21 protein-coding genes and 2 riboswitches are annotated in these 24,331 nt (G+C 53.3%); of the genes, 4 read left to right on the forward strand and 17 right to left on the reverse strand.

The window, feature by feature from the left end:
- Positions 1-107: 107 nt before the first annotated feature.
- The 4 genes from pulA to gcvH form a co-directional block, all read right to left on the reverse strand.
- Entirely contained in the window at positions 108-3,281 is a 3,174-nt protein-coding gene (gene pulA, locus SACSAC_RS21495; protein ID WP_245608671.1) for a type I pullulanase, read from the reverse strand.
- A gap of 344 nt (positions 3,282-3,625) precedes the next feature.
- Positions 3,626-4,159 carry a GNAT family N-acetyltransferase gene (locus tag SACSAC_RS21500; RefSeq protein ID WP_037290204.1) on the reverse strand — a complete coding sequence of 178 codons (534 nt, stop codon included), beginning with the start codon at positions 4,157-4,159 and terminating at the stop codon, positions 3,626-3,628.
- A 41-nt stretch (positions 4,160-4,200) separates the two neighbouring features.
- Entirely contained in the window at positions 4,201-5,049 is an 849-nt protein-coding gene (locus SACSAC_RS21505; protein ID WP_037290206.1) for an SDR family oxidoreductase, read from the reverse strand.
- A gap of 415 nt (positions 5,050-5,464) precedes the next feature.
- On the reverse strand, positions 5,465-5,857 hold the full coding sequence (gcvH, locus tag SACSAC_RS21510; RefSeq protein ID WP_037290209.1) for a glycine cleavage system protein GcvH: 393 nt from the start codon (positions 5,855-5,857) through the stop codon (positions 5,465-5,467).
- Positions 5,858-6,102: 245 nt separating this feature from the next.
- Positions 6,103-6,218, forward strand: a riboswitch (glycine riboswitch).
- 3 nt (positions 6,219-6,221) lie between these two features.
- Positions 6,222-6,332: riboswitch (glycine riboswitch) on the forward strand.
- 116 nt (positions 6,333-6,448) lie between these two features.
- Here gcvH and gcvT point away from each other — a divergent pair.
- The 4 genes from gcvT to def all read left to right on the forward strand — a co-directional run bounded on the left by gcvT (position 6,449) and on the right by def (position 11,276).
- The gene (gene gcvT, locus SACSAC_RS21515) at positions 6,449-7,600 is read left to right on the forward strand and encodes a glycine cleavage system aminomethyltransferase GcvT (RefSeq protein WP_037293468.1); all 1,152 of its coding nucleotides are present in this window, start codon (positions 6,449-6,451) and stop codon (positions 7,598-7,600) included.
- Positions 7,597-8,952, forward strand: a complete 1,356-nt coding sequence (gene gcvPA, locus SACSAC_RS21520; protein ID WP_037290212.1) for an aminomethyl-transferring glycine dehydrogenase subunit GcvPA — start codon at positions 7,597-7,599, stop codon at positions 8,950-8,952. The genes gcvT and gcvPA overlap by 4 nt, the downstream gene beginning before the upstream one ends.
- Entirely contained in the window at positions 8,949-10,454 is a 1,506-nt protein-coding gene (gene gcvPB, locus SACSAC_RS21525; RefSeq protein ID WP_051507310.1) for an aminomethyl-transferring glycine dehydrogenase subunit GcvPB, read from the forward strand. Before gcvPA ends, gcvPB begins: the two co-directional genes overlap by 4 nt.
- Before the next feature lie 228 nt (positions 10,455-10,682).
- On the forward strand, positions 10,683-11,276 hold the full coding sequence (def, locus tag SACSAC_RS21530; RefSeq protein WP_037290215.1) for a peptide deformylase: 594 nt from the start codon (positions 10,683-10,685) through the stop codon (positions 11,274-11,276).
- A gap of 72 nt (positions 11,277-11,348) precedes the next feature.
- Here def and SACSAC_RS21535 read toward each other — a convergent pair whose 3' ends face one another.
- The 13 genes from SACSAC_RS21535 to SACSAC_RS21590 form a co-directional block, all read right to left on the reverse strand.
- The gene (locus SACSAC_RS21535) at positions 11,349-11,774 is read right to left on the reverse strand and encodes a hypothetical protein (protein WP_037290218.1); all 426 of its coding nucleotides are present in this window, start codon (positions 11,772-11,774) and stop codon (positions 11,349-11,351) included.
- A gap of 239 nt (positions 11,775-12,013) precedes the next feature.
- Entirely contained in the window at positions 12,014-13,726 is a 1,713-nt protein-coding gene (gene ptsP / locus SACSAC_RS21540) for a phosphoenolpyruvate--protein phosphotransferase (protein WP_037290221.1), read from the reverse strand.
- Complete coding sequence (locus SACSAC_RS21545) at positions 13,719-13,994, reverse strand: HPr family phosphocarrier protein (RefSeq protein ID WP_037290224.1); 276 nt, start codon at positions 13,992-13,994, stop codon at positions 13,719-13,721. Before SACSAC_RS21545 ends, ptsP begins: the two co-directional genes overlap by 8 nt.
- Before the next feature lie 87 nt (positions 13,995-14,081).
- Complete coding sequence (locus tag SACSAC_RS21550; RefSeq protein ID WP_051507311.1) at positions 14,082-14,966, reverse strand: PTS sugar transporter subunit IIAB; 885 nt, start codon at positions 14,964-14,966, stop codon at positions 14,082-14,084.
- Between the two features lie 276 nt (positions 14,967-15,242).
- A complete protein-coding gene (gene glcT, locus SACSAC_RS21555) occupies positions 15,243-16,079 on the reverse strand; it encodes a glucose PTS transporter transcription antiterminator GlcT (RefSeq protein WP_037290227.1) in 837 nt (278 codons plus the stop codon).
- 116 nt (positions 16,080-16,195) lie between these two features.
- On the reverse strand, positions 16,196-17,047 hold the full coding sequence (locus tag SACSAC_RS21560; protein ID WP_037293477.1) for a YitT family protein: 852 nt from the start codon (positions 17,045-17,047) through the stop codon (positions 16,196-16,198).
- Positions 17,048-17,287: 240 nt separating this feature from the next.
- Positions 17,288-18,865, reverse strand: coding sequence for a flotillin lipid rafts scaffold protein FloT (locus SACSAC_RS21565; protein ID WP_051507312.1), 1,578 nt, complete (start codon positions 18,863-18,865; stop codon positions 17,288-17,290).
- Between the two features lies 1 nt (position 18,866).
- Positions 18,867-19,406 (reverse strand): NfeD family protein, encoded by a 540-nt coding sequence (locus SACSAC_RS21570; protein ID WP_037290230.1) that lies wholly within the window; start codon positions 19,404-19,406, stop codon positions 18,867-18,869.
- A gap of 210 nt (positions 19,407-19,616) precedes the next feature.
- Complete coding sequence (locus SACSAC_RS21575) at positions 19,617-20,192, reverse strand: hypothetical protein (protein ID WP_037290232.1); 576 nt, start codon at positions 20,190-20,192, stop codon at positions 19,617-19,619.
- 287 nt (positions 20,193-20,479) lie between these two features.
- Positions 20,480-20,908: a hypothetical protein gene (locus tag SACSAC_RS21580; RefSeq protein WP_156951060.1), complete on the reverse strand. Its 429-nt coding sequence runs from the start codon at positions 20,906-20,908 to the stop codon at positions 20,480-20,482.
- An 85-nt stretch (positions 20,909-20,993) separates the two neighbouring features.
- A complete protein-coding gene (locus tag SACSAC_RS28100; RefSeq protein ID WP_156951061.1) occupies positions 20,994-21,131 on the reverse strand; it encodes a hypothetical protein in 138 nt (45 codons plus the stop codon).
- Positions 21,132-21,297: 166 nt separating this feature from the next.
- Positions 21,298-22,461, reverse strand: coding sequence for an iron-containing alcohol dehydrogenase (locus tag SACSAC_RS21585; RefSeq protein WP_037290238.1), 1,164 nt, complete (start codon positions 22,459-22,461; stop codon positions 21,298-21,300).
- Between the two features lie 172 nt (positions 22,462-22,633).
- A complete protein-coding gene (locus SACSAC_RS21590) occupies positions 22,634-24,277 on the reverse strand; it encodes a UDP-glucose--hexose-1-phosphate uridylyltransferase (protein WP_051507313.1) in 1,644 nt (547 codons plus the stop codon).
- Positions 24,278-24,331: the final 54 nt, after the last annotated feature.

Here is a 24,331-nt window from a genome sequence, read left to right on the forward strand (position 1 = left end):
AAAATTTGGACAAAGCAAAGCCCCGGAGATTTCTTCCGGGGCTTATTTGATACGAATGTCATTTTCAAAAAAGCTTTTTCTTCACGGTCCGGATCAGAATTAATGTATCAGATTCCTGCACCGCGGTCGACGTCGCTTTTGGGAGCGTCGTCGGTTGGGGAAGAAGATTCCGGTTCGTCAGTATCGGTGTGGGACGCGGAGTACGCTTCCTGCGTCGAAGGTTCCGGCGAGGCAGTCCCGTCGCTCGGTTCGCCGGTGGAAGCTTGGTCGGTTTCCGGCGGAAGTTCCTCCGCTTCTCTGTCGGCCCGCGCTAATTCTTCGGCCGCGGCCCGCTCGGCGGCTTCCTGTTCAAGCTTCGCGAACTTTTCCTGCTCGAGCGGAACCGCCGATTCTTCCAATGCTTCCGCCGAGACGCGGAACTCGCCGCTGCGGATGCGGATACGCACCCAGTCTCCGGTGATCGCGCCCAGATCGATATAACGGTCGGCCGCGATGTCCTTTTTCTCCCACTCTTCATGTCGAACGATAAAGCCGAGGCTCAGCACGTCAGGGGCGACTTCGAGCAATGCGGACGCTTTGTCTTCGCCTATGTCGACAAAGTCCACGCGGCGGCTGCCGAAAGCGGCCCCCCACATCCATAAATTCCAGCCCGCATAATCATGATCTTCGCGTTCGTATTCCAGAATCAGCCGACGCTGCTCGTATTCGCGGACTTTTAGCGCCAATTGAGCCTGCACGCCGTCGCCGAAAACGGAGATTACCGCGCGGCCGGGGCGGATGCCCGTTACCCTTCCTGCCTGGTTAACCGTCGCGATTCCGACGTCGCTGGAACGCCATTCGAGACGCGAAGCCGACATCGGATTGCCGAACGGGTCTTTGGGCTCGGCTTGAAGTTTGAGGCTGCGTCCGACATACAGACGCTGCACGCCTTCTTCCATCGTGATTCCGATCTGGTGCACCGTGCGGCGCTCGATCAGGATGGCCGTGCTGCTGCGCATATCGCCGCATACGGCGGTAATGAGCGCGCGCCCCATGCCGATCGTCCAGGCCGATCCGTCGCGCCGAATAATGATTTTTTCCGGGTCGGACGAATGGTAGGAGACTTCGGCTTCCGGCATCCTCCGACCGCGCTGATCGCGCACCGTCGCGTGCAAGAACAGCTTTTCGCCGGGCTGAACGACTCCCGGCATGTTTTCCCACTCCAACAGCGCCGGGTCCGGCTTGTAGTCGTCCTCTTCGTCATAAAGCACCATGCTCGAAAGCGCGGGCACATGCACGAAGTCGGACGCTTCTCCTAGCGCCTGCGTGCCGGCTCGGCGATGATCGACCACGATCTTCCACGCACGTCCGCGCGCGGGCAGTTCGATCGTTTGCTCCGATTCCGACGCGTTATGCACGACGACGATCGTTTTCCACAGATCGCCCCCTGCATGGTCGTTCAGCATAAACCCGACGACGCCGCCGTGCATGCGGAACACATCCATATGCTTTTCGATATCGCCGCGCGTTTTGAGCCGGAAAGCGCGGTGCGAACGTCTAAGCTCGATCAGGCCGCGTATATAATCCGTCACGCCGTGGAAGCGGTCTTTGTTGTTCCAACGGATCGCGTTGATGACGTCCGGACTGCGGTAACTGTTATGGTCGCCGAACTTGCTGCGCAGCAGTTCGTCGCCGGCACTGATGAACGGTACCCCTTGCGCCGTCAGCACGAGTCCGTACGCCAACAGCTGCCTTTTCACCAAATGATGCTCCAAAGGGTCGATATCGTTTAGCATGACGTAAGGATCGCTCGCTTCGACCGCCTGGGCCGCCGTCAGTCCCCGCGAAGGCTGTCCGTCATGGAAAGACAAGAAGCCTGTTTCTTCCCAGTTGCCCCGAGATTTGATCAGCTTGTCCCACAAAATCAGGTTATCGTGCGCCGTGACGTAATTGACGCTCTCCGCAGGTTCGGCCGCGAAATCGTGCACCGCTCCGCGAAGCCCCTGCGCGATCTCGCCTTCTTTTCCCGGCGCGCCGCTCACGAAGCCCGTCCCCCAACCGTCCCCGTCGCCTTTGAGCGCATTGCGGAAATTGTCGTTGAAGACCGCGAAGCCTCCGCCCTGCTGCGCGCCCTTGAGCGTCAACTCGCGCAGCGGAGAATCCAGCGCCGTCCACGGCTCGCCGTAGATCAGGATAGTCGGATCGACCTTTTCGTGCAGCACCGACGCGACCGTTCGCATCGTCGTCGTGTCGATCAATCCCATCAAGTCGAAGCGAAAGCCGTCGACGTGATACTCTTCCGCCCAATACAGCAGCGAATCGAGGATGTATTTGCGCACCATCGGACGTTCGGTAGCCAGCTCGTTGCCGACGCCGGAGCCGTTGCTGAGCTGACCGTACTTGTTGAAGCGGTAAAAATAACCCGGCACGACCGGATCGAACGGTCCGTCCTCCACCGAAAACGTATGGTTGAACACGACGTCCACCACGACCCGGATTCCGCGGGCGTGCAGGGCCTGAACAAGCTTTTTCAACTCGCGGATGCGCGATTCCGGGTTATGCGGGTCCGAAGCATAAGAACCTTCGGGCACGTTATAATTTTGCGGATCATAGCCCCAGTTGTAAGATTCCGGCGTCACGTCGCATTCGTTGACCGTGCAAAAATCGTACACCGGCAGCAGATGGACGTGCGTAACGCCGAGCTCTTCCAAATGGTCGATGCCGACCTTGCGCCCTTCCTTCGTGCGAATGCCGCTTTCCGTAAACGCCAAATACTGGCCGGAATGATTCATTCTCGCGTCTTCCGAAGAGGAAAAATCACGCACGTGGAGCTCGTAAACGACCGAATCCACGGCATGCCTGAGCGGCGGGCGAATATCGCTTTCCCATCCTTCGGGATCGGTACGCTTCATGTTGACGATAGCTCCGCGCTGACCGTTGGCTGAAGCGGCTTTGGCATATGGATCGACGACGTAACGGCTTTTCTCGTGCTCGCCGATCTTGTAGGTAATATGATAAAGGTAGTAATAGCCTTCCAGATCGCCGGGCACGACGATGCTCCACACGCCGTACTCGTCTTCCTCCATCGTCAGCTCGCGGCCGCCCGAATGATCGGTGACCCGTCCTGCTTTGTCATATTGTCCTTCGTCTTCGTACAAGGCCACCCGCACCTTTTCCGCGCCGGGCACCCAAACTTTGAATGTGCTGTATTGCGGGGAAAACGTCAGCCCAAGATCCCCGTAAGGGTAAGCTTCGAAATCGGGACAGTCCAGTGTATCGTTAAAGCTCAGCGTATCGGCCATATCGTTCACCCCTTGTTGAAATCGTCGTATCCACGTTTATTTTAACAAGCATTCGTTCTTTAAGGAAAGAAAAACCCTGCGGCGACTTCAAGCTAAACGGCTATCTTTTTATTCAACTGCTTATCGCCGAACATCCGGAATGCGTACTGAAGGCTATCGAATCGTTCGCCCGTTATTGCTTCGCATCCCTGCTAACCTGACTTACTTTATAATTGGACGAAAAAGAACCGTAGGACGCACAATCTTTCATACTTTCTCGCAACAATGCTCATTTATTCGCTTATCAAAAAACGGAGTGTCCTCGACACTCCGTTACTCCGGCATGGCAACCCATGCCTGAAAGCTTATTCGCCGAGGCGCAAGCCGAGAATCACAAGATCGCGTTCAACCCCGTCCAGCACAGCCACGCGCGGCAGATTCCCCCAAGATTCAAAACCGTATTTTTTGAGCAAACCCAGACTCGGCGCATTATGCCCGAATACAAAGCCGAGCAGCGTATGAACGCCAAGTGCAGGACTTTCGTCGACTGCTTTTTGCAACAGGCGGCTGCCGGCTCCGGTACCGCGCAGGGACTCGTCCACGTAAATACTGACCTCGGCCGTCGCATTGTAAGCGGGACGTCCGTAGAAGGATTGCAAACTGACCCAAGCAAGCACGCGACCGTTTTGCCGCATCACCCAAAGGGGTCTGCGAGACGGTTCATGTTCCGCAAACCAGGCATGACGACTTTCAACCGTAATCGGTTCAAGATCGGCGGTGACCATGCGTCCGGCAATCGTGGAATTGTAGATATCCACGATCGCAGGCAGGTCTTCGAACGTAGCCAGTTCGATCAGCGGTTGTTCATTGGATGTTGTTGTTTCATTGGATGTCGTCATGTTGCAGTCCCCTTTTCCATAGATCAAACTTCTTTTTATATTTAGCTTAAGCCGACCTCGACCTCGCTCCACTCCCACAGTTTGGCTGCCGCTTCATCGTCTTCGGCTTTACGATCCAAACTTTTGGGCTGGCTTCGATAAAAATACTCGCGCGATATCCCCTCAACCTCGGGACTATCCGCCAGATAGACAGCCGTGGAAGCTCCTTCAGCAGGCGTCTGGAACGAAGGCAGCTTGCCAAGCGCGCGATACACGCCTTGTCCAAATCCGGTGCCGCGGTCAATGCCGAGCTGCGTCAATACCGCGCCGGGATGGAGTGCATTAACGGCTATTCCGGAATCGTAGGTTCGCAGTGCCAATTCGCGCGCAAATAAAATATTGGCAAGCTTGGACTGGCCGTACGATTTGATCACATTGTAGCTTTGACGCAAATGCGGATCTTCAAAGTGGATTCGGCCTGCTTTGTAAGCCCCGGAAGCGACCACCACGATCCGGCCGCGATCCGCAGCCTGCACCAAGCCCAGCAGCAGATTCGTAGCCAAAAAATGTCCCAGATGATTAACGCCAAGCGCCAGCTCGAAACCGTCCTTCGTCTCCTGGCGCTTGGGACTGATCACGCCCGCGTTATTGATCAATACGTCTAGGCTGGATACACGCCCGTGGATGTCGTCGGCAAACTGCCGAATCGAAGATAATTCCGCCAGGTCGCCCCGTACGAGTTCGGCTGAACCGCTTCCTCCTGCGACTTCCACCTCGCGCAAGGCCTTTTCGCCCCGCTCCTGATTGCGACAGAGCATCAGAACCCGGTATCCCCGCTGCACCAATTCGATCGAAGTCGCGAGTCCCATGCCCGCGTTAGCGCCTGTTACGAGTGCTGTTTTTCCGTTCAAGCCGTTCTCCTCCTTTTGAAGTGGAACAAAGTGCTGAATGATTGCTTGATCAGGTATTGATTATCCTCCATCATAAACCAGCATAACGTGACATGACAATTAGAGCGTGTCGCGAATCAATCACGCTTGACTGAGAACCGTGATAAACTCGTCAAAAGAATCCGTAACCTCGGCCAGCTCTTCCCCGTCCATTAGCCAAACTCGGATGCTTCCCGGACTTCGATTTTCATCCAAATCAATTAGGGCGTGTACGCAAACTCAGCGCCGTGCATCTTGATCTGCTTCCGGCGGAGTTTGCGTACACGCCCTAGAAAACAATTTCCTCCTTATCCGAACAGAACGTCAAAACGGGCAGCACTCCACAGTGTTTTTCGCACTGTGGAGTGCCGCCCTTTTTGCATTCCGAATATCGGATTTAGTCCGCTTGCTCGGCTTCGTACTGTTCAGGCGTCAGAAGTTCTGCCAGCAGTCCTTCCGCTTCGCCGTCCGGCGCGATCTCGATCATCCAACCGCCGCCGTAAGGCACGCTGTTGACCAATTCAGGCTCGCTTTCCAAGGCTCCGTTCACCGCTGCGATCGTACCGCCGACCGGGCAGAACAGATCCGATACGGTCTTAACGGACTCGATCGAACCGATGCTTGCTTCCGCCGCAACAGCAGACCCTTCTTCCGGCAATTCGACAAATACGATATCGCCAAGCTGATGCTGCGCGAAATCGGTAATGCCGAGACGCAGATTGCCGTTAGCCAGCTTTTCCACCCATTCATGATCCTTGGTATAGTACAGACCTGCTTTCACTTCGCTCATCGTCTACTTCGCTCCATTTCGCTGTATTGCCGAACATTCGGCATATTTAAAGTTTTGCTTGTTCGGGAATTTTCCGCGCTTTTAGCTTAAAGCAGCCTATTTGGCGTGTCAATGTTCCTCACAATATTTTTGGTAAAATTCAAACTTTTGTTGACAACACACAGGCGCATCCCTTAATAATTAGGATAAAGCATTTGATCCGCATTTGGCAAAAAACGAACGTTGCATCATATTCGCATAGGCGAATGAAAGCATAGGGAGAGAGTACCGGACGCTTACGCGATCGCGGGTACCGCCGAAGGAGTAAGCCGGATCGATGGATCGCGGTGAATCTCTCAGGCAAAAGGACCTTTGCCGGACGCCACTCTGGAGAGCATCCGCGCGTTAAGCTTAGGCCAATGCCTGACACGCTGGCGGATCACCCAAGGGGAAACCTGCTTCAAGGCGGGGTAACTCTCAGGTATCAAGGACAGAGCCCTTACGACTGGACCCTTCTTCCCCTTTTGGCGGGAAAGGGGTCGGTCTTTGGGCACCTGTCCTTTTTTGTTGATCGCGAACACCAAATTCGATTCACAAGGAGACTTTGAAACGATGACTTCTCTCAAGCGAACCCCGCTCTACCCTCTGTATGCGGAAACCGGCGAGCCGCGCTGCATCGACTTCGGCGGTTGGGAGCTGCCCGTACAATTCCATGGCATTCAAAAAGAACACGAAGCGGTACGCGAGCGTGCAGGACTGTTCGACGTATCGCACATGGGCGAATTTATTCTGAGCGGCGAAGGCGTGCGCGACTTCCTTTCCCGACTGACGACAGGCGATATTCATTCTTTGGAGGTCGGTCAAGCTCTCTACACCTTCATGTGCTACGAGAACGGCGGGGTTGTGGATGATCTGCTGGTGTACCAGATTCGCGAAGGTCATTTTATGTTGGTCGTCAATGCGGGAAATATCGAGAAGGATGCGGCATGGATACTCTCGCATAAGCCCGAGTCTATCAATTTCCGCGACGTTTCCGAAGGCACCGCGCTGATCGCGCTGCAAGGCCCGGCTGCTTTGCAGATTCTCAAAAAGGTCTGCAACGAGCCTGCGCTCGACGAACTCAAGCCTTTCCATTTTATCGAAACCGGCGTGTTTGAAGGCACGATGGCTCAAGTGTCTCGCACCGGCTATACCGGCGAAGACGGGTTCGAGATTTATGCCGCTCCCGAATTCGTTGCAAAAATTTGGCGCGACCTAATCGCAGCGGGCGAAGAGTTCGGTCTGCTGCCGTGCGGTCTGGGCGCACGCGATACGCTGCGCTTTGAAGCGAAACTGCCGCTATACGGTCAAGAATTATCGGCAGACATCACACCGTTCGAAGCTGGACTAGGTTACTTCGTCAAGCTGGGCAAAGGTGACTTTATCGGACGCGAAGCGCTCGCCGCCCAAAAAGAAGCGGGCATACCGCGCAAGCTGGTCGGTCTGGAAATGATCGACCGCGGCATCGCGCGTTCGCATTATCCGGTGTTTGCGGGCGATCGTCAGATCGGCGAAGTGACCACTGGAACCCAATCTCCAACGCTGAAGCGCAATCTCGCTCTGGCGCTGATCGAAGCGGAATTTGCGCCGATCGGCACGCAGGTCGAAGTCGAAATTCGCGGCAAAAAGCTGAAAGCCGAAGTGGTCAAAGCTCCTTTTTATAAAAACACGCCTGCCCATAAAGCTCTGATTCAACAATCCGAAAAGGGAGTGAACACGCCTTGAAGAAGCACCGCTATATTCCGATGACCCAGCAGAACGAACGCGACATGCTCGCTGCCGTTGGCGCCGAAAGTATCGAAGACCTGTTCGTTGACATTCCAAAAAACGTCCGTTACGAAGGCACGCTGCCGATGTCATCCGCACTGGACGAAGCCGGTTTGCTGCGCCACATGACACAGCTAGCCGGCAAAAACGCCGACAGCGACCGCTATGCCAGCTTCCTCGGCGCGGGTCTGTACGATCATCAGGTTCCGGTCGTGATCAACCATGTCATTTCCCGCTCGGAGTTCTATACGGCGTACACGCCCTATCAACCGGAAGTCAGCCAAGGCGAGTTGCAGGCGATCTTCGAGTTCCAGTCCTACATTTGCGAATTGACGGGCATGGAAGTCGCGAATGCCAGCATGTATGACGGCGCAACGGCAATGGCTGAAGCGGCATCGCTCGCAAGTGCGGCTACCCGTCGCAAAAAGATCGTCATTGCTTCCACGGTACACCCGGAAACACGCGAAGTCGTGCGTACCTATGCTTACGGCCTCGGAATCGAAGTCGTCGAAGTCGGATTTCATAACGGCGTAACCGATCTGGGTAAATTGGAATCGTTGATCGACGGCGATACGGCCGCTGTGTTGGTGCAATCGCCGAACTTCTTCGGCGCGGTGGAAAACGTTCGCGCGATCGGCGAGCTGGCCCATGCGCAAAAAGGCCTGCTCGTCGTCGGCGCCAATCCGATCTCGCTTGGCCTGCTTGAAGCTCCGGGCAAGCTCGGTGCGGATATTACGGTCGGCGACGCGCAGCCGCTCGGCATCTCCGGCTCGTTCGGCGGTCCGACTTGCGGATACTTCGCGGTATCCAAAGCGCTGATGCGTAAAATTCCGGGCCGGATTGTGGGTCAAACAACGGACAAAAACGGCAAACGCGGCTTCGTACTGACGCTTCAAGCCCGCGAGCAGCATATCCGCCGCGACAAAGCAACATCGAATATCTGCTCCAACCAAGCCCTGCTGGCGCTATCAGCTTCCGTGTACCTGTCCATTATGGGACGTCAGGGATTGATCGACGTATGCGACCTTAACCTGAAAAAGTCGCATTACGCAGCTAAGCAACTGAGTGTGATTCAAGGGGTAGAACTTGCCTTCTCCTCGCCATTCTTCAATGAATTCGCGCTGAAACTTCCTGAAGGCACCGATGTAAACGCCCTGAACGAAAAGCTGCTGGAAGAAGGCTTCATCGGCGGATACAATTTGTCCTGGGAATATCCGGAGCTAGGCTCTGTTATGTTGATTGCCGTTACGGAAAAACGTTCGAAAGAAGACATCGACCGCTTCGCGGAAATTTTGGAGGGAAGTCTATGAACACGAGCCTCGATCTGACAGCGCCAACCCTTGTCGATGCTAAGGAAGATTGTGCCCTGATCTTCGAATTGAGCCAGCCGGGCCGCGTTGCTTATTCCTTGCCGGAATGCGACGTCCCGACAACCGAGGATGAAGTCTCGTCCTGGTTGCCTGACGAGTTCAAGCGCAGTGATGCAGCCGCATTGCCGGAAGTGTCTGAAGTTGATGTGATTCGCCACTATACGGGGCTATCCCGCCGCAACTTCGGCGTCGATAACGGATTTTATCCGCTCGGCTCCTGTACGATGAAATACAATCCGAAAATCAACGAAGACGTGGCTCGCTATGCCGGATTCGCTAAGATCCATCCATATCAACCCGTATCGAGCGTTCAAGGTGCACTTAAGCTGATGCACACGCTCCAAACCGATCTGGCCGCGCTGACGGGTATGGATGCGGTGACGCTTCAACCGGCAGCAGGCGCACACGGCGAATGGGCCGGCTTAATGATGATCCGCAGCTATCACGAAGCCCGCGGAGAAAAACGCACCAAAGTCATCGTTCCCGACTCCTCGCACGGCACGAACCCGGCCAGTGCGACGGTTGCCGGATTCGAGACGGTGACGATTCCTTCGAATGCTAAGGGCATGGTTGATCTGGATCTGCTGAGAGCAGCAGTCGGTTCGGATACCGCCGCGCTGATGCTGACCAACCCGAGCACGCTGGGATTGTTCGAAGAGCAGATTGTGGAAATCGCCGAGATTGTGCACGAAGCGGGCGGTCTCCTCTATTACGATGGTGCCAACTCCAATGCGATCATGGGCATCACGCGTCCGGGCGACATGGGCTTCGACGTCGTTCACCTTAACTTGCATAAAACGATGAGCACCCCGCACGGCGGCGGCGGTCCGGGCGCGGGCCCGGTCGGCGTCAAATCGATTCTGATCCCTTACCTCCCGGCTCCGACCATCGAGAAATTGGAAGACGGGTCTTACGATTTCGCAGCCGCTTCGCCAAATTCCATCGGCCGCGTCAAAGCCTTTTACGGCAACTTCGGCATTCTCGTTCGCGCTTATACGTATATCCGCACGTACGGTCCGGACGGCCTGCGCCGAGTATCCGAATGTGCCGTGCTGAACGCGAACTACATGATGGCCCGTTTGAAAGATTATTATGAAGTTCCGTTCGCGGGTCCATGCAAACACGAATTTGTCATGAGCGGCAGCGGCCTGAAAAAATACGGCGTCCGCACGTTGGATGTCGCGAAACGCCTGCTCGACTTCGGGTACCACCCGCCAACCATCTATTTCCCTCTAAACGTCGAAGAATGCATCATGATCGAACCGACCGAGACGGAAAGCAAAGAAACGCTCGACGGCTTTATCGACACGATGATTCGCATCGCGAAAGAAGCCGAAGAAGATCCGGAACTGCTGCTCAATGCGCCTTACACCACACCGGTCACCCGTCTCGATGAAACGAACGCCGCGCGTAAACCGGTATTGAACTGCTCTTGCAGTTAAGGAAGCTTTCGGTACATCAAACCTCATAGGCTATACGTTCAGGGTACGAGTAGCTTATCTATCCTTTGCGTTTTTTGCAGGCCACTTTTCCGGGAAATCCGGCAAAGTGGCTTTTCTTTTTGTTTCCGTCGCTTCATAATAGAAAAAGGGCCGTCCGCCATGAATCGATCCGGGTGCCTATAGTGTTTTAATATCCAAATTTTCAGGAAGTCGAGGGTTGTACCGATTATGTCACTCACAGATAAAGGTTACCGCATTTTGATGAAAGACGTGATCCGCGAAGGCGATCCGATTTTGCGCCGCAAGGTTGAGGAAGTAAAGTTCCCTCTTTCCGATGAAGACCGCAATGCCATGGATGCCATGATGCGCTATCTTCACGAAAGCCAAGACGATGAACTAGCTGAAAAATACGGGCTCCGTCCGGGCGTAGGCATCTCTGCCAATCAGGTCGGCGTAGATCGTCGGATGTTCGCCGTGCTGTTTACGGACGTCATGGAAGAAGAAAATCCAACTTTGTACGAATATAAGCTGTTCAATCCGAAGATCGTCAGCCATTCCGCCGCGATGACGTATTTGCCGGACGGCGAAGGCTGTTTGTCCGTAGATCGTCCGGTCGAAGGCATCGTGCCTAGATATGAAAAGATCAAGCTAAAAGCTTACGATGAGAACGGAAAAGAACTGCTACTCAAGCTCAAAGGCTATCCGGCGATCGTGATGCAGCATGAATTGGATCATTTGAACGGCGTGATGTTCTACGATCATATCAACGAGAATGATCCGCAGGCAGAGCCGAAAGGCGTGAATATTCAGAGTTTGTGGTAGGCGTTTGTCCGATTACAAAAAGAACCGGCATCTGCCGGTTCTTTTTGTTTACAATCAGGTAAGATGTTTGTTTTATTCATATTGATCTGAGCGATGTTTATAAAAGCTACCTAAATTCATTTTTTGAATGAACCAATACCCCAGTCCGAACGTGATTCCCGAGAATAAGTAGAAGAAATAAAAAAGCTGCGCTTCAGAAGAAAATGGATGTCCTCCACCCCAAAGCAAAAGTGCCAGAAGAGTCGGAATAAAGAAAATGGCTACGCAAGCCAGAGGGTAAAGTAGCCATTTAAGACTTTTGAACTTTTTATCCACGAGATAAACCAACCCGATATATAACGGACAAGCCACGACGAGAAATCCAAAAAGAGACGTGAAAATCGTGTATCCCACATCGTGAAGAGGTTGATTATAAGCAGCATGTAAACGATATACGTAACCCAAAAATCCCGCACTGTAAGAAACAGCTCCGAGCAAAAACATCGCGAATTTAAACATAAAATCCTCCCTTCTTTAATTATGTATCTTTTAATGTAGATCAGATCCGTTTGTTGTTGGTGTTCCAGGCAGTACTTCATTCCATACGAAGCAGTCCCTTACGTTTAATTTTAACAAAAAAATCCGGCTCCCATAAGGGAACCGGACGGACGCAGCTTCGGCGTGCCAAAATGCTCGGCGCGCACGCCGGAGCGACAGAGATCGTACAGTCGAAACGGTTCATGCGAAATGCGTCTAACTTAGACTTGAATAGCTTCAACCAGAGCTACGACTTCTTCGGCTGTCGAGCATTCCAGTGCCTTCGCTGCCAGCTCCTGCATGTCCGCACGGGACAGTTTGGAGATTTGGCTGCGCGCCGGCAGAATGGATGTTGCGCTCATGCTGAATTCGTCGAGGCCCAGACCCAGCAGCAGCGGAATCGCGACGGAATCGCCGGCCATCTCGCCGCACATCCCTGCCCACTTGCCTTCTTTGTGCGCGGCTTTGATGACCATGTCAACAAGGCGCAGGATCGAAGGGTTGTAAGGCTGGTACAGGTACGACACGCGTTCGTTCATGCGGTCGGCAGCCATCGTGTATTGGATCAGGTCGTTGGTGCCAATGCTGAAGAAGTCGACTTCTTTCGCGAATTGATCCGCCAGTACGGCAGTCGAAGGAATTTCGACCATGATACCGAGTTGGATGTTTTCCGCAACCGGAGTTCCTTCGTTCTTCAGGTTCTCGCGTTCTTCTTCAAGCAGCGCTTTGGCTTGGCGGAACTCGACCAGGGTCGCGATCATCGGGAACATGATGCGCAGATCGCCGTGAACACTTGCGCGCAGCAAGGCTCTCAACTGGGTGCGGAAGATGTCCGTACGATCCAGGCACAAGCGCACCGCGCGGAAGCCCAGGAACGGATTCATTTCTTTTGGCAGTTCGAGGTAAGGAAGCTCTTTGTCGCCGCCGATATCAAGCGTGCGGACAACGACCGGTTTGCCTTCCATTTTCTCGAGTACCGTTTTGTAAGCATTGTATTGAACGTCTTCGGAAGGGAGTTTGTCGCGGCCCATGTACAGGAACTCTGTCCGGTACAGGCCTACGCCTTCGCCGCCATTATCGAGAACGCCGGCTACGTCGTTAGGCGTGCCGATGTTGGCAGCCAGTTCAACGTGAACGCCGTCCGTCGTTACGGTCGGCTCTTCGCGCAGCTTGCGCCATTCCGCGCGCTGCTCGTCGTACTTGGCTTGCTTCTCGCGATATTCGGCAACGACTTCTTCGCTCGGGTTCACGATGACGTTGCCTTCGAGACCGTCAACGATGACCAGGTCGCCCGGCTGTACTTGCTCCAGCACGTTCTTCGTTCCGACAATTGCCGGAATTTCGAGCGAGCGGGCCATAATAGCCGAGTGCGACGTGCGTCCGCCGATGTTCGTCGTGAAGCCTTTAACGTATTTACGGTTCAATTGAGCCGTATCCGAAGGCGTAAGGTCTTCTGCGATCACGATGACCTCTTCGCTGATTTCGGCAGGGTTCTGCACGTTCAAGCCGAGCAAATGTCCCAGAATACGCTTTGTTACGTCTTTCATATCCGCCGCGCGTTCCTGAAGGTAAACGCTCTTCATGTTCTCGAACATGGAAACGAATTGTTTGGACGTTTCGTTCAGCGCGTAGTCGGCATTGACTTGATCATTGACGATCATGTCTTTGACCGGGCTGATCAGCTCGGGATCGTTCAGAATCAGCAAATGCGATTCGAAGATCTCCGCTTTTTGCGCGCCGAGTTCTTTCAGCGTGTTTTCCTTGATGCGCTCCAGTTCAACCTGCGATTTCGCAAGCGCGTCGTCAAGCTTGGCGATTTCCGCTTCAGCATTTTTGACCGTTTGCTGGGTTACAGTATAATCCGGATGCTCCAGGCGAAACGCTTTTGCGATAGCGATGCCGGCCGAAGCCGCGATTCCGGAAATATTAAGCATTGACTTCGCCCAGACCTTCTCCGACCATAACGTCTTCCAGAGCTTTCAGAGCTTCCGCTTCTTCTTCGCCTTGAGTGATCAGAGTCAGTGTCGATCCTTTTTCCAGACCCAGGGACAGAACGCCCAAAATCGATTTCAGCGTTACGCGTTTGCCGTTAGCTTCTGCGAACGATTCAGTCGATTTGAATTTGTTAGCCGTGTTTACCAGTGCTGTTGCAGGGCGTGCGTGGATACCGTCTTCGTCTACGATTTTGAATGTTTTTTCCATGATTGAATTCCTCCAATGTGTATGTTTGTTGGTAAAACGTTCTTACTTAACTATAGCTGACTTGTATGCACTTTGCACGTTTGCCTGCTATTTGAAGATTTGACTGCCTCTTGCCATGATCCGAATGATTGATGGTTCACCAGCTCGGACCGTGCCTGGCTTCAGCAGCTGTACAGCCGCTTCCCCGGGAAGGTTCATGAAGACGACAGGCGTGATGATCGAAGCCGCATGCTTCTTCACATCCTCCAAGTCAACTTCCAAGATCGGCTGCCCGGGGGCAACGCGATCTCCTTCCGCTACACATACATTAAACCCGTGACCCTTGAGTTTAACGGTATTGACGCCGATATGAACCAGAATTTCTATGCCGGCTTCCGACAAAATTCCAACGGCGTGTTTTCCCGGGAACACCGTGAGCACGGTTCCGCCAACCGGAGAGAGAATGCGTCCCGAAGATGGGAGTACCGCAAAACCGTCACCGATCATTCGGCGGGAGAAGAACGAGTCGGGCACGCTTGAGAGATCGAGCAGCTCACCGTCGGCCGGCGAAACGATGATGTCGCCTTCCGCCTTGTTCTTATCGATGACCTGCTGATCGGCAGTTTGTACGCTGAACGAGTCCTCATTCAGCGCGCGCTCTGCCACCATCGCTTGCATCTGCGACTTGATCGCGTCGGAGCGAGCCCCGAGCAAGACATGAACCTCGTCATGATCCATTTCCCAAACGCCGAGCGCTCCCAACTGCCTGAGACGCTCCTTATCCACCTGACCGTTCTCGGCGACCCGAACGCGAAGCCTTGTGGTGCATGCGTCCAGATTCAATACATTATCTTGTCCGCCGAGTGCCGACAAAAGTTGTCTCGGCAGCTCGTCTGCTCCATTCGGTTTCCCGGATGAAACAAACGTTGACGCCTCACTCTTGCGGGCGCCGGAACCGGCTCGTTTCAGAAGCTCAAGCAGCTTCGTAAACATAGGGGCAACTTCCTCTATATTTATTCTTCCAACGAAATTTAAGCGAAAGCGCAAAAAAGGCACGAATGGCACGAGAAACAGAAGTAAATTAGCAGAACGAAACAGACATGCAGTATGCACAGTCCGATCCCTACTCGTATTTTCTTCGTTCCCGTATCGATTCATGCCTGATCGTATCAGTAACACATCGCTACAAAGATCGTTTTCAGTTCGCTTACGTTCGTCATTATAGCACCCGCCGAAATAGCTGGCAAGCCCTTGCACCGACAAACAATCCTAGAGATTATCTTTTTCCGCAAGACGCTGCAAATGTACGGTCAAATAACTGGATTCCGCCTTGTAAACCGGGAGTCCCAGCCGCTTTTCCATCACTTTGGTCAATTTCCAAGCAAGCGAATACATTTCCGGATATTCCCTTCCGAGCAGCTCGGCCAAGCGATCCGTGGAACGAACTTCTTCGCCGCGGCAGACCCGTTCGATCGCGAAACGAAGATGGGTCAATAGGCGCGAATAATCGAGGCTGGCACGATTCAAGCCGCCGTCCAGATTCTCTTCGATCAGGTCGACCAAATCCGCGATCAACTCGGAATGCCCTCTCACCTCGGTAATGGGACGGTTCGTAATCGCGCTATGGATATGCAAAGCGACGAAACCCACCTCATCCTGACCCAATGCGATGCCCAGACGTTCTTCGATCAGATTGACGACATACTGCGCCAGTTCATACTCTTCCGGATAAATTTCCTTCGTTTCATAAAGAAAAGGATTTTGGAATGTGATTCCCTTTTCCGTACGTTTGAGCGCAAACGCAATATGATCGGTCAAAGCGACATGGATATGCTCGTTCAGCGGCGAAGCAATCCGTGTGCTAATTGTCTGAATCGCTTCGTTCATCACCTCGATCAGATTCTCGTCGACTTGAGGAAGCAGCTGCTTGTACTGTTCCTGCTCACGGCGGCTGCGTAAAATAAACATCTTCTCCGCTGCCTCGGATTCGATCGAATCCTTCTCCGAGCGCCCGAATCCGATTCCTTTCCCGATAACGACCACTTCACCGTAATGCGGATCGTCCGCAATAATGACATTGTTGTTCAAGACTTTGGACACCAGCATCCGCTTGCTTCCGCTCCTCTTCGTTACAGCTCATTATGACGAATAGATTACCAAAAAAACGCCTGAAATTCAACTTTGCGTTACGCTTACGCGCTTAGCATAGGCTTGTTTCGACGCTATTTCGAGATATCGACAAACCCTTCGCCGAATACGTCGCGCACATCGTGGATCGTCACAAAGGCATCTTTATCGGCGCTCTTCACGATCTTTTTCAACTGCGAGACTTCCTGCTTGCTAATAACAATATAAAGAACTTCCTTTGCTTCCTTGGTGTAAAATCCGTGTCCGGACAGTACCGTTACGCCGCGATCCATCGCCGTATTGACCTGCTCGGCAATCGTATGCTGATGCTTGGAGATAATCATAACGGCCTTCTTCGGATTCAAACCTTCGACGATAAAGTCCATCACCTTGGTTCCCACATAAAGCAGCACGATGGTAAACATGAAGTTTTCCACTTCAATGACCATCAGCGAGGCTACAGCAACGATCACGTCGAAGAACAGCAGCCCGTAGCTAATGTTCCAATCCAGATATTTGTTCGCCAAACGAGCCAAAATAACCGTGCCCGCCGTCGTCCCGCCTACGCGCACGATCATGCCGATTCCGACACCCGCAAAAATACCGGCAAAGATCGCATTGACTGTTTTTTCTGTCGAAGCGATGTCCCAACCTTCCGTCAAATGCAAAAATAACGAATTAAACGCAACCGCTAAAATTGTATAAATAATCGTCTTCTTATCCAGAAAACGATAGCCGATTACCAACAAAAATCCGTTGATAATCAAATTGACGAGACCGGGCGACCACTGAAGCCAATAATACAAAATGATCGTAACGCCGGTTACCCCACCCTCGCCAAAGTCGTTGGGGATAACAAACAGATTGACCGCCAGCGCAAAGATAAAGGCGCCGAGCGCGATAAACGCGACATCGGTAATCGTCTTGGTTACTGCTTTTCTTTTCATAAGTTCATTCCCGTCCTTTTCCGGCATCTCGCCAGCGATAACACCTGTCTGCACAACCGCTGAGCCACACGCAATCCCCTAATTCTATCCCATGAAAAAAAGGACCGTCAACCTGCATTTTCTCTAGGAAAATACGGGATTCGGCCCTTCTTGCATACTTATTCGAAAACGGTGCAAAACCTATTCGTCTCCAAATCCATTCGGAGCACCCGGATCGAGCTAATCCATCCAAATACTCGGTTACTCGGTTCTCTCTTCCGCAGGACGTTCCGCCAAGGCAACGGCCTCGGATCTTGCTGCTTTTTCTGCTGCCAGGTTAGCGCCCACTTGCGCATCGGTCGGTGCTTTTTTGCCTCCGGTCAGATTCTGAATCATCTGCTCCAGATCCAGCCCCGATACGCTCTTCAACATTTCAGGCGCGGTTGCCATAAGCTCGGTGACATAGCTGCTCACGCGCGCAGCACCGCCGCCTTCGCCGCGTCCGGTATCGACGACCGTAATCTTGTCGACCGCCGCGATCGGCTCGGCAATCTTGCCTGCCAGTTCCGGAAGCATATTGACGATAACGTCCAGAATGGCCGCTTCTCCGTAATGCTTGAACGCTTCGGCCAATTTTTCTTTGGCTTCGGCTTCGGCAAGACCGCGCAGACGGATAACTTCGGCTTCCGCCGTACCTTTGGCGAGCTCGGCGTCGGCAGACGCGATACCGTCCAGGCGTTTCTGCTCGGCGGAGGCTTTGGCCTGCGTTTCGATCGAATACTGGTGCGCATCGGCTTCGCGCATCCGGCGAGCTTTATCCGCTTCCGCCGCGACTTCTACGGCGTAACGATCGGCATCGGCTTTTTTCTTGACTTCGGCATCGTATTGCTTTTGACGAACCAGAATTTCTTTTTCCTGCAAGTCGATCTCGCGGTCTTTACGTACCAGTTCAACGCGCATTTGTTCTTCGACAGCTGTCTGCTTGGCACGCGCTTCCTGAATCAGATAAGCTTGGTCGGCGTCGGCTTTCGCCGTATCCTGATCGCGTTTGAACGCGGCGATCTTCAATTCTTTTTCTTTTTGTCCTTCGGCAATGTTCGTATCGCGAATCAGTTCGGCTTTTTGTCCTTCTTCTTCGGCACGAGCTTTTTGAATCCGCGAATCTCTCACGGCTTCCGCTTCGGCAATCTCCGCGTCGCGCTTCACGGCCGCGATTCGCGGCTTACCGAGAGACTCCAGATAGCCGTGCTTGTCACGGACGTCTTTGATGGTAAAGGAAACGATTTGCAGGCCCATCTTCTTCAGGTCGCGTGCCGCGACACTTTGCACTTCTTGAGCAAAACGGTCACGGTTGCGGTACATCTCTTCGACCGTCATGGAACCGAGGATCGAACGCAAATGGCCTTCCAATACTTCCTGAGCTTCCGACTTGAGGGATTCGATCGGCTTGCCCATGTACTGCTCGGCAGCCGTCGCCACGTCTTCCGTCGAGCTGCCGATCTTGATGATCGCCACGCCGTCGGCCAATACCGGAACCCCCTGCTCCGTATACACTTCCGGTGTCGTTACGTCCAGCTTATGCGACAACAGCGACAAATATTCGGCCTTTTGGAAAATCGGCAGAATGAATGCGCCACCGCCGCGCACGATCTTGATTTTGCGTCCGGCTTCGTCGTCGGCAATATTTTTCGTGCCGAGGAACGAACCGGTCACCACCATCGCCTCATCCGTGCTAACCGTCTTGTAACGGGCCCAAAACGCCAACCCCAGTACGAGCAGCACGGCCACGACGATACCCGGAATCAGTAGATAATCCGGAATCTGATCGAAAAAGTTCATTTTACTCCAACCCCTTTTCTGTTTTTTCGAGTTCGCTTACGCCCAGCGTCCCATCTTCGATGTCAATGACGACCACCCTGACTCCCGCAGGAATCCAGTCTCCGTCGAAGCTAAAAGCCGTGTGCAGCGTATTGCCCGAACCGCCCATGCTGACCATAACCTCGCCGTAGCCTTTTTCCGGAACCGGCACGGTAACTTCACCGATTCGGCCTGTCAGATCGTTCATCGAGTAGCCTACCGAATTCTCGCTGCCTCGCATCGGCTTCACATAACCGAAGTAAAGCAGCAGACCCGAGAGCAGCGCACACAGTACCGAAGCCGATACGCTCCACAGCGGCGGCAAGCCCGCATAACGCTCAATCAAGATGCCGGCTCCGCCGAAAACGGTGACCATCCCGGCAAGTACGACAGGCTGCAGGAACTCGAACGACAACGCGTCGAACACACCGCCCAGCGCGTCGCCGATCCAATCCCCGAACACGACGCTGATTAACGCAAACAGGACTCCGCCTACCAAGCAACCTAAATAGAGCGCTTCCATAGTCGCATCATTCCTCCATTCTTGGAGCTTTCCCATCCCGTTTCGGCATTCGGCGGCTCTTCCGTTATGGAAAAGCCTGTGCATGATGTACGAGTTTATCGCGCATTGCTTTATCACGCTGAAGCGCCGCCGCAAGCCGAAATTTTGTGAATGGGTATATTGTTACATACGGGTGATTGCCGATTTGGTTTCATTTTTCTCTAAATTAGTTCAATTTTCCTGCGAAGTAGAGACTTGGGCTAAAATTCCCAGCAGTTCATCTTCTTCAAATCCCGAATTCGCGCTTGCTTGCAGGGTATATGTTACGTCATTCGGCCTAGCCGTAGCGTAAACCATATGGTTTTCAAGATTAGCGACTTGAATCTCGGTTCCTTCCACGGAACGCGATTCCGAACCTTGAACCGTTGCAGGACGCTCGCTTAAGGTTAGCAACAACGCTTGATCGCCTTCGTACGGGCCATATAGCAGTTCTTCGATCGGTAGAGTGTCTTCGCTTATCAACTTGCCTTTCTCACGCGAATAAACCAAGACGATGCTATCTTTGTCCATCGGATCGACCTCATCGCTTTTAAGCTCGTCAGGCATGGAAAAGTTTTTATCTTTGTAGGCCAGACTGAGTTCGACCCCTTCGATATTCGGAATCCCGGCATCCGGGTAAACCTTTTGCACTTCGCGTCTTGCGTCGACCAGACCATCAGGTTCGGCAGGCGTAGATGAGCACGCAGCGAGCGAAGTCGCGAGCAGTACGGAGATTAAAAGTTGCGGCGTCTTATTGGGTATTTTCATGGTGAATCAGCTCCTCTCTAACTGATAAGCGCAGAGAATGAGTGAGTCGTTATGGAGAAATTTTGAGGGAAGCGGGGGCGCTGCGGGAGAAATTACAAGCATATGCTTCCGAAGTGCATTTCTTCGAAATGCTTTACAAGCCGCTGTCTCACGAAGAAAGCTTTCAGCTTTCCTCGTTCAAAGGCGTCTTTCACTGAATTTCTCCCTCCGCTAGAGCTTCCTCAGTGGTTTAGGGAAAGAAGCAAAGAAAAGAGACCAGCGGTTGCATGGTCTCTTTTTGGAGAGAATCAGAAGTTGATTTTTTCGGCGATTTCTTTTAAGGCATTTAGGCTAATTGTCGGGCTGCCGGTATGCAGAACATAATAACAGTCTTCCGTAGCGATCCACACTTGTTTTTTGGATCCGCCTTTGATCGAAGAAGTGTCTTCGAGGATCGCGGGATGACCTTCGATGTCTCCGATCGTGATGAACGAAGGATCGAAGTAAGCTTGCTGGGTATCGATGGCGGATTGAGGATTTCGATCTAGGCTTTTTATTTGGTAGATATTGATTTCAGACTGATCTTCTGTCGCGTATACGATATGAATTATATCTGTTCCGAGGTTATCCTCTAACGAAGCGTATTTTTTGTGCAGGATCTTGTTGTTGAAAAAGGATGAGAATTTCCCAGGTTGAGTAGAGAACGCCGAATCCTGATGTTCTTTTTCCAGACTCAACGGGATTTTGATTTCGTTGTTCGCCTCAAATTCCTCAAGACTTATGGAGCCGTATATCGGTGCCCCTTGAAGCGCTGCTTCGCTACTACGTGCAGTCTCGACCACCGAATGTTTCGTTCGAAGAAACCGGATATTTCGCGGCATAAGCTTGCTGATACATCGTCGCTCCTCCAAGTACGATTACGGAAGACATTACAGTGGCGATCATTGTTTTTTTGTTCATTGCATTCGTGCTCCTCTCAATCAAATTCGGAATAGCCTATATGCTGAACGGGATTAGTATAAAAAAGTTTACTATAAAAATAAAAACACGATCCCCGATTGATACCGGGGTCGTGTTTTGACGTTCATGCTTTGGAGTTGCAAAAGTTTCAGCTTCCCAATACGGCTTACAGCGAAGCTTTATAGATCGCCACGACGTCTTCGCGCTGCAGTTTGTTGAAGTTGCCGAAAGGTCCGAATTTCATCGCTTTGTCGGCCATTTCTTCGATGCGGCTGCTATCGATCTCGTAGTCGGCCAGCGTGCTTGGAGCGCCGATGGAGTTCCAGAATGCGCGCAATGCTTCGATACCTTCGAGACCGACTTCTTCGGCGGATTTGCCTGTCGCGTCGATACCGAAGACGTTGACGGCAAGCTTTTTGAAGCGCTCCGGATCAACGCTCAAGCTGTGCTTCATCCAGTTCGGGAACAGGATCGCCAGACCCCCGCCGTGCGGGATATCGTAAACGGCCGATACGGCATGCTCGACGTTATGGGTTGCCCAGTCGCCGGTGCTGCCCATGCTCAGAACGCCGTTCAGTGCCATCGTGCCGCTGTACATAATCGTTTCGCGCAGCTCGAAGTTTTCCAGGTCGTCGATCAGCTTCGGACCCGCTTCGATTACGGCACGGAGTACGGACTCGCAGAAGCCGTCTTGCACGGGCGTGTTGCTTTCGAGGTGGAAATACGTCTCCAGCACGTGCGACATCATATCGACGATGCCGTATACCGTTTGGTCTTTTGGCAGGGAGTACGTGAACTCCGGATCGAGGATCGAGAAGGTCGGGAACGAATACGCGCTGCCCCAGCCCAGTTTCTCCATCGTTTGCTCGTTGGTAATAACGGAACCGCTGTTCATTTCCGAACCGGTTGCCGCCATTGTCAGCACGACGCCGAGCGGAAGACCGTCTTTGGCAGCCGCTTTGCGTTCCGCGAAGTCCCACATGTCGCCGTCGTATTTCGCGCCGACCGCGATTGCTTTGGCACAGTCGATCACGCTGCCTCCGCCGACCGCAAGGATCAGGTCGATGTTCTCGTTTTTGCACAAGTCCACGCCTTTATGAACCGTCGACAGACGAGGATTCGGTTCGACGCCGGCAAGTTCAACTACGTTCGAGCCGATCTCTTTGAGCAAAGAAGTTACGCTATCGTACAAACCGGAGCGTTTGATGCTGCCTCCTCCGTATACGAGCAGGATGTTTTTTCCGTATTGCGGAACCAGCGTTTTGAGTTGTTCCAGTTGGCCTTTGCCGAAAATAAGGCGTGTCGGATTATAGAAAGCGAAAGATTTCATGTGAATGTGTTACCCCTTCCTTTTCATAAGTTCGTATTCATTATATACCGGATTGATCGGAAAACAAAAAAGACTGCCGCAGTCCGAAAACGGCACGGCAGTCTTTTCAATCTTCAGCGGTCTCTATTAAGGGACGCGCGACGATGCTCAACAGCGGACAAGCTCCCGAATTTTACGCGTCTTGCCGGCTCCAGCCCAGACTGCTCACGTAACGGAAGAACGCTTCGCGGCCTGTAGCGTCCGTTTTATACACGCCCGCATGGCCCAGAATCTCCGTAAACTTGGCGCCGACTTCAAGCTCGATAAGCGCTGTAGCGGCTTCCGGCGTTAGCTGCGAGCCGTGCGCGGCGATCAGCTCGCGTACCCACGGCAGATGCTGCGCCAGCACGTGGGACGCGTCGCTTTCCGCAGCAGCCAGCAAAGCGGAATCGCCGCTCAGCACGCGCCCGATTTGCTCCAGCTCGTCTTTCAGGCGTCCCGGCAGAATCGCCAGACCCATCACTTCGATGAGACCGATGTTTTCCTTTTTGATATGGTGCATTTCTCGGTGCGGGTGGAAAATGCCTTCCGGATGCGCAGCGTCGGTCCGGTTGTTGCGCAGCACCAGATCCAGCTCGTACGCGCCTTCGCGGCGGCGGACGATCGGCGTCACGGTGTTATGCCGAACGTTCTCTCCGTCTTTTTCGCTGGACGCGCGTACGTTGACGCTTTCGTCGCTGTACGTTTTCCATGTCTCGTAGATCTCGTCCGCCGCTTCCAGCAGTTCCGCTTGATCGTCGCCCGTCAAACGGATGACCGACATCGGCCAGCGAACGACGGACAGCTTCACGGAAGGATATTGCGCATGCGCGAACACCGCTTCCGTCGGTGCTTTTTCGATCGGGAAGGTATGCTTGCCGCCTTGGAAATGGTCGTGCGTCAAGATCGAACCGCCCACGATCGGCAGATCGGCGTTGGAACCCAGGAAATAATGCGGGAACCGATCGGTAAACTGAAGCAGACGTCGCAATGTGTCCTTGGTCAGCTTCATCGGAACATGGTCGCGGTGCAGCACGATGCAGTGTTCGTTGTAGTAGACGTAAGGCGAATACTGGAACAGCCAAGGCTCGTCGTTCAGCTCGAGCGGAATCACGCGCAGGTTCTGGCGGGCCGGGTGATTGATCCGTCCGGCATAACCCACGTTCTCGCGGCAAAGCTGGCATTTCGGATAGACCGGAGGCGGAAGCAGCTTGGCCTGCGCGATCTCTTCCGACGTTTTTTCCGGCTTGGACAGATTGATCGTGATCTCGATCGTGCCGAATTCCGAATCATGCGTCCAATACATATTTTTCGCCACGCGATCCATACGGATGTAGTTCGAATCGATGCACCATTTGTAAAAACGATCCGTTGCCGCCGTGATGCCGCCTTCTTGTTCCGCTTGAAGGAAATCGCGCGTCACTTCGGACGGACGGGCAAGCAGCAGCCCCATCAGCTTGGCGTCGAGCAAGTCGCGCTGCGTATCGGTATTTTCCGGGATCATGCCGGTTTGCGCCGCGTAATCGATCAGCGTATCCAGCATCGGCTGCGGGCCTTCCGGCAATGTTTCGGCCAGCGCGTCAAGCGACGCTTCGGCAGAATTCGGATCGGCTCCGTAAGGCTCGTCGAATCCGAACTGCTCCAACAGACGGTTGCGCCCGAAGTCGCCGTCGGCTTCCTCCAACAATTTTTCCCGCAGCGCAAACGCCGTCAAACGCTCAATGGCTCTTAGCGCTTCTACTTTCGTCACTTCCCCCGCCGAACCCTGCTGCGCGTGCTGTTTCAACTTTTCGCTCATGGACACTGCCCCCGTTATCGTTTTTTGAAGCGCGAATTCGTACCTTTGACCCGA

This window comes from Saccharibacillus sacchari DSM 19268 (assembly GCF_000585395.1).
GTDB classification, from domain to species: domain Bacteria; phylum Bacillota; class Bacilli; order Paenibacillales; family Paenibacillaceae; genus Saccharibacillus; species Saccharibacillus sacchari.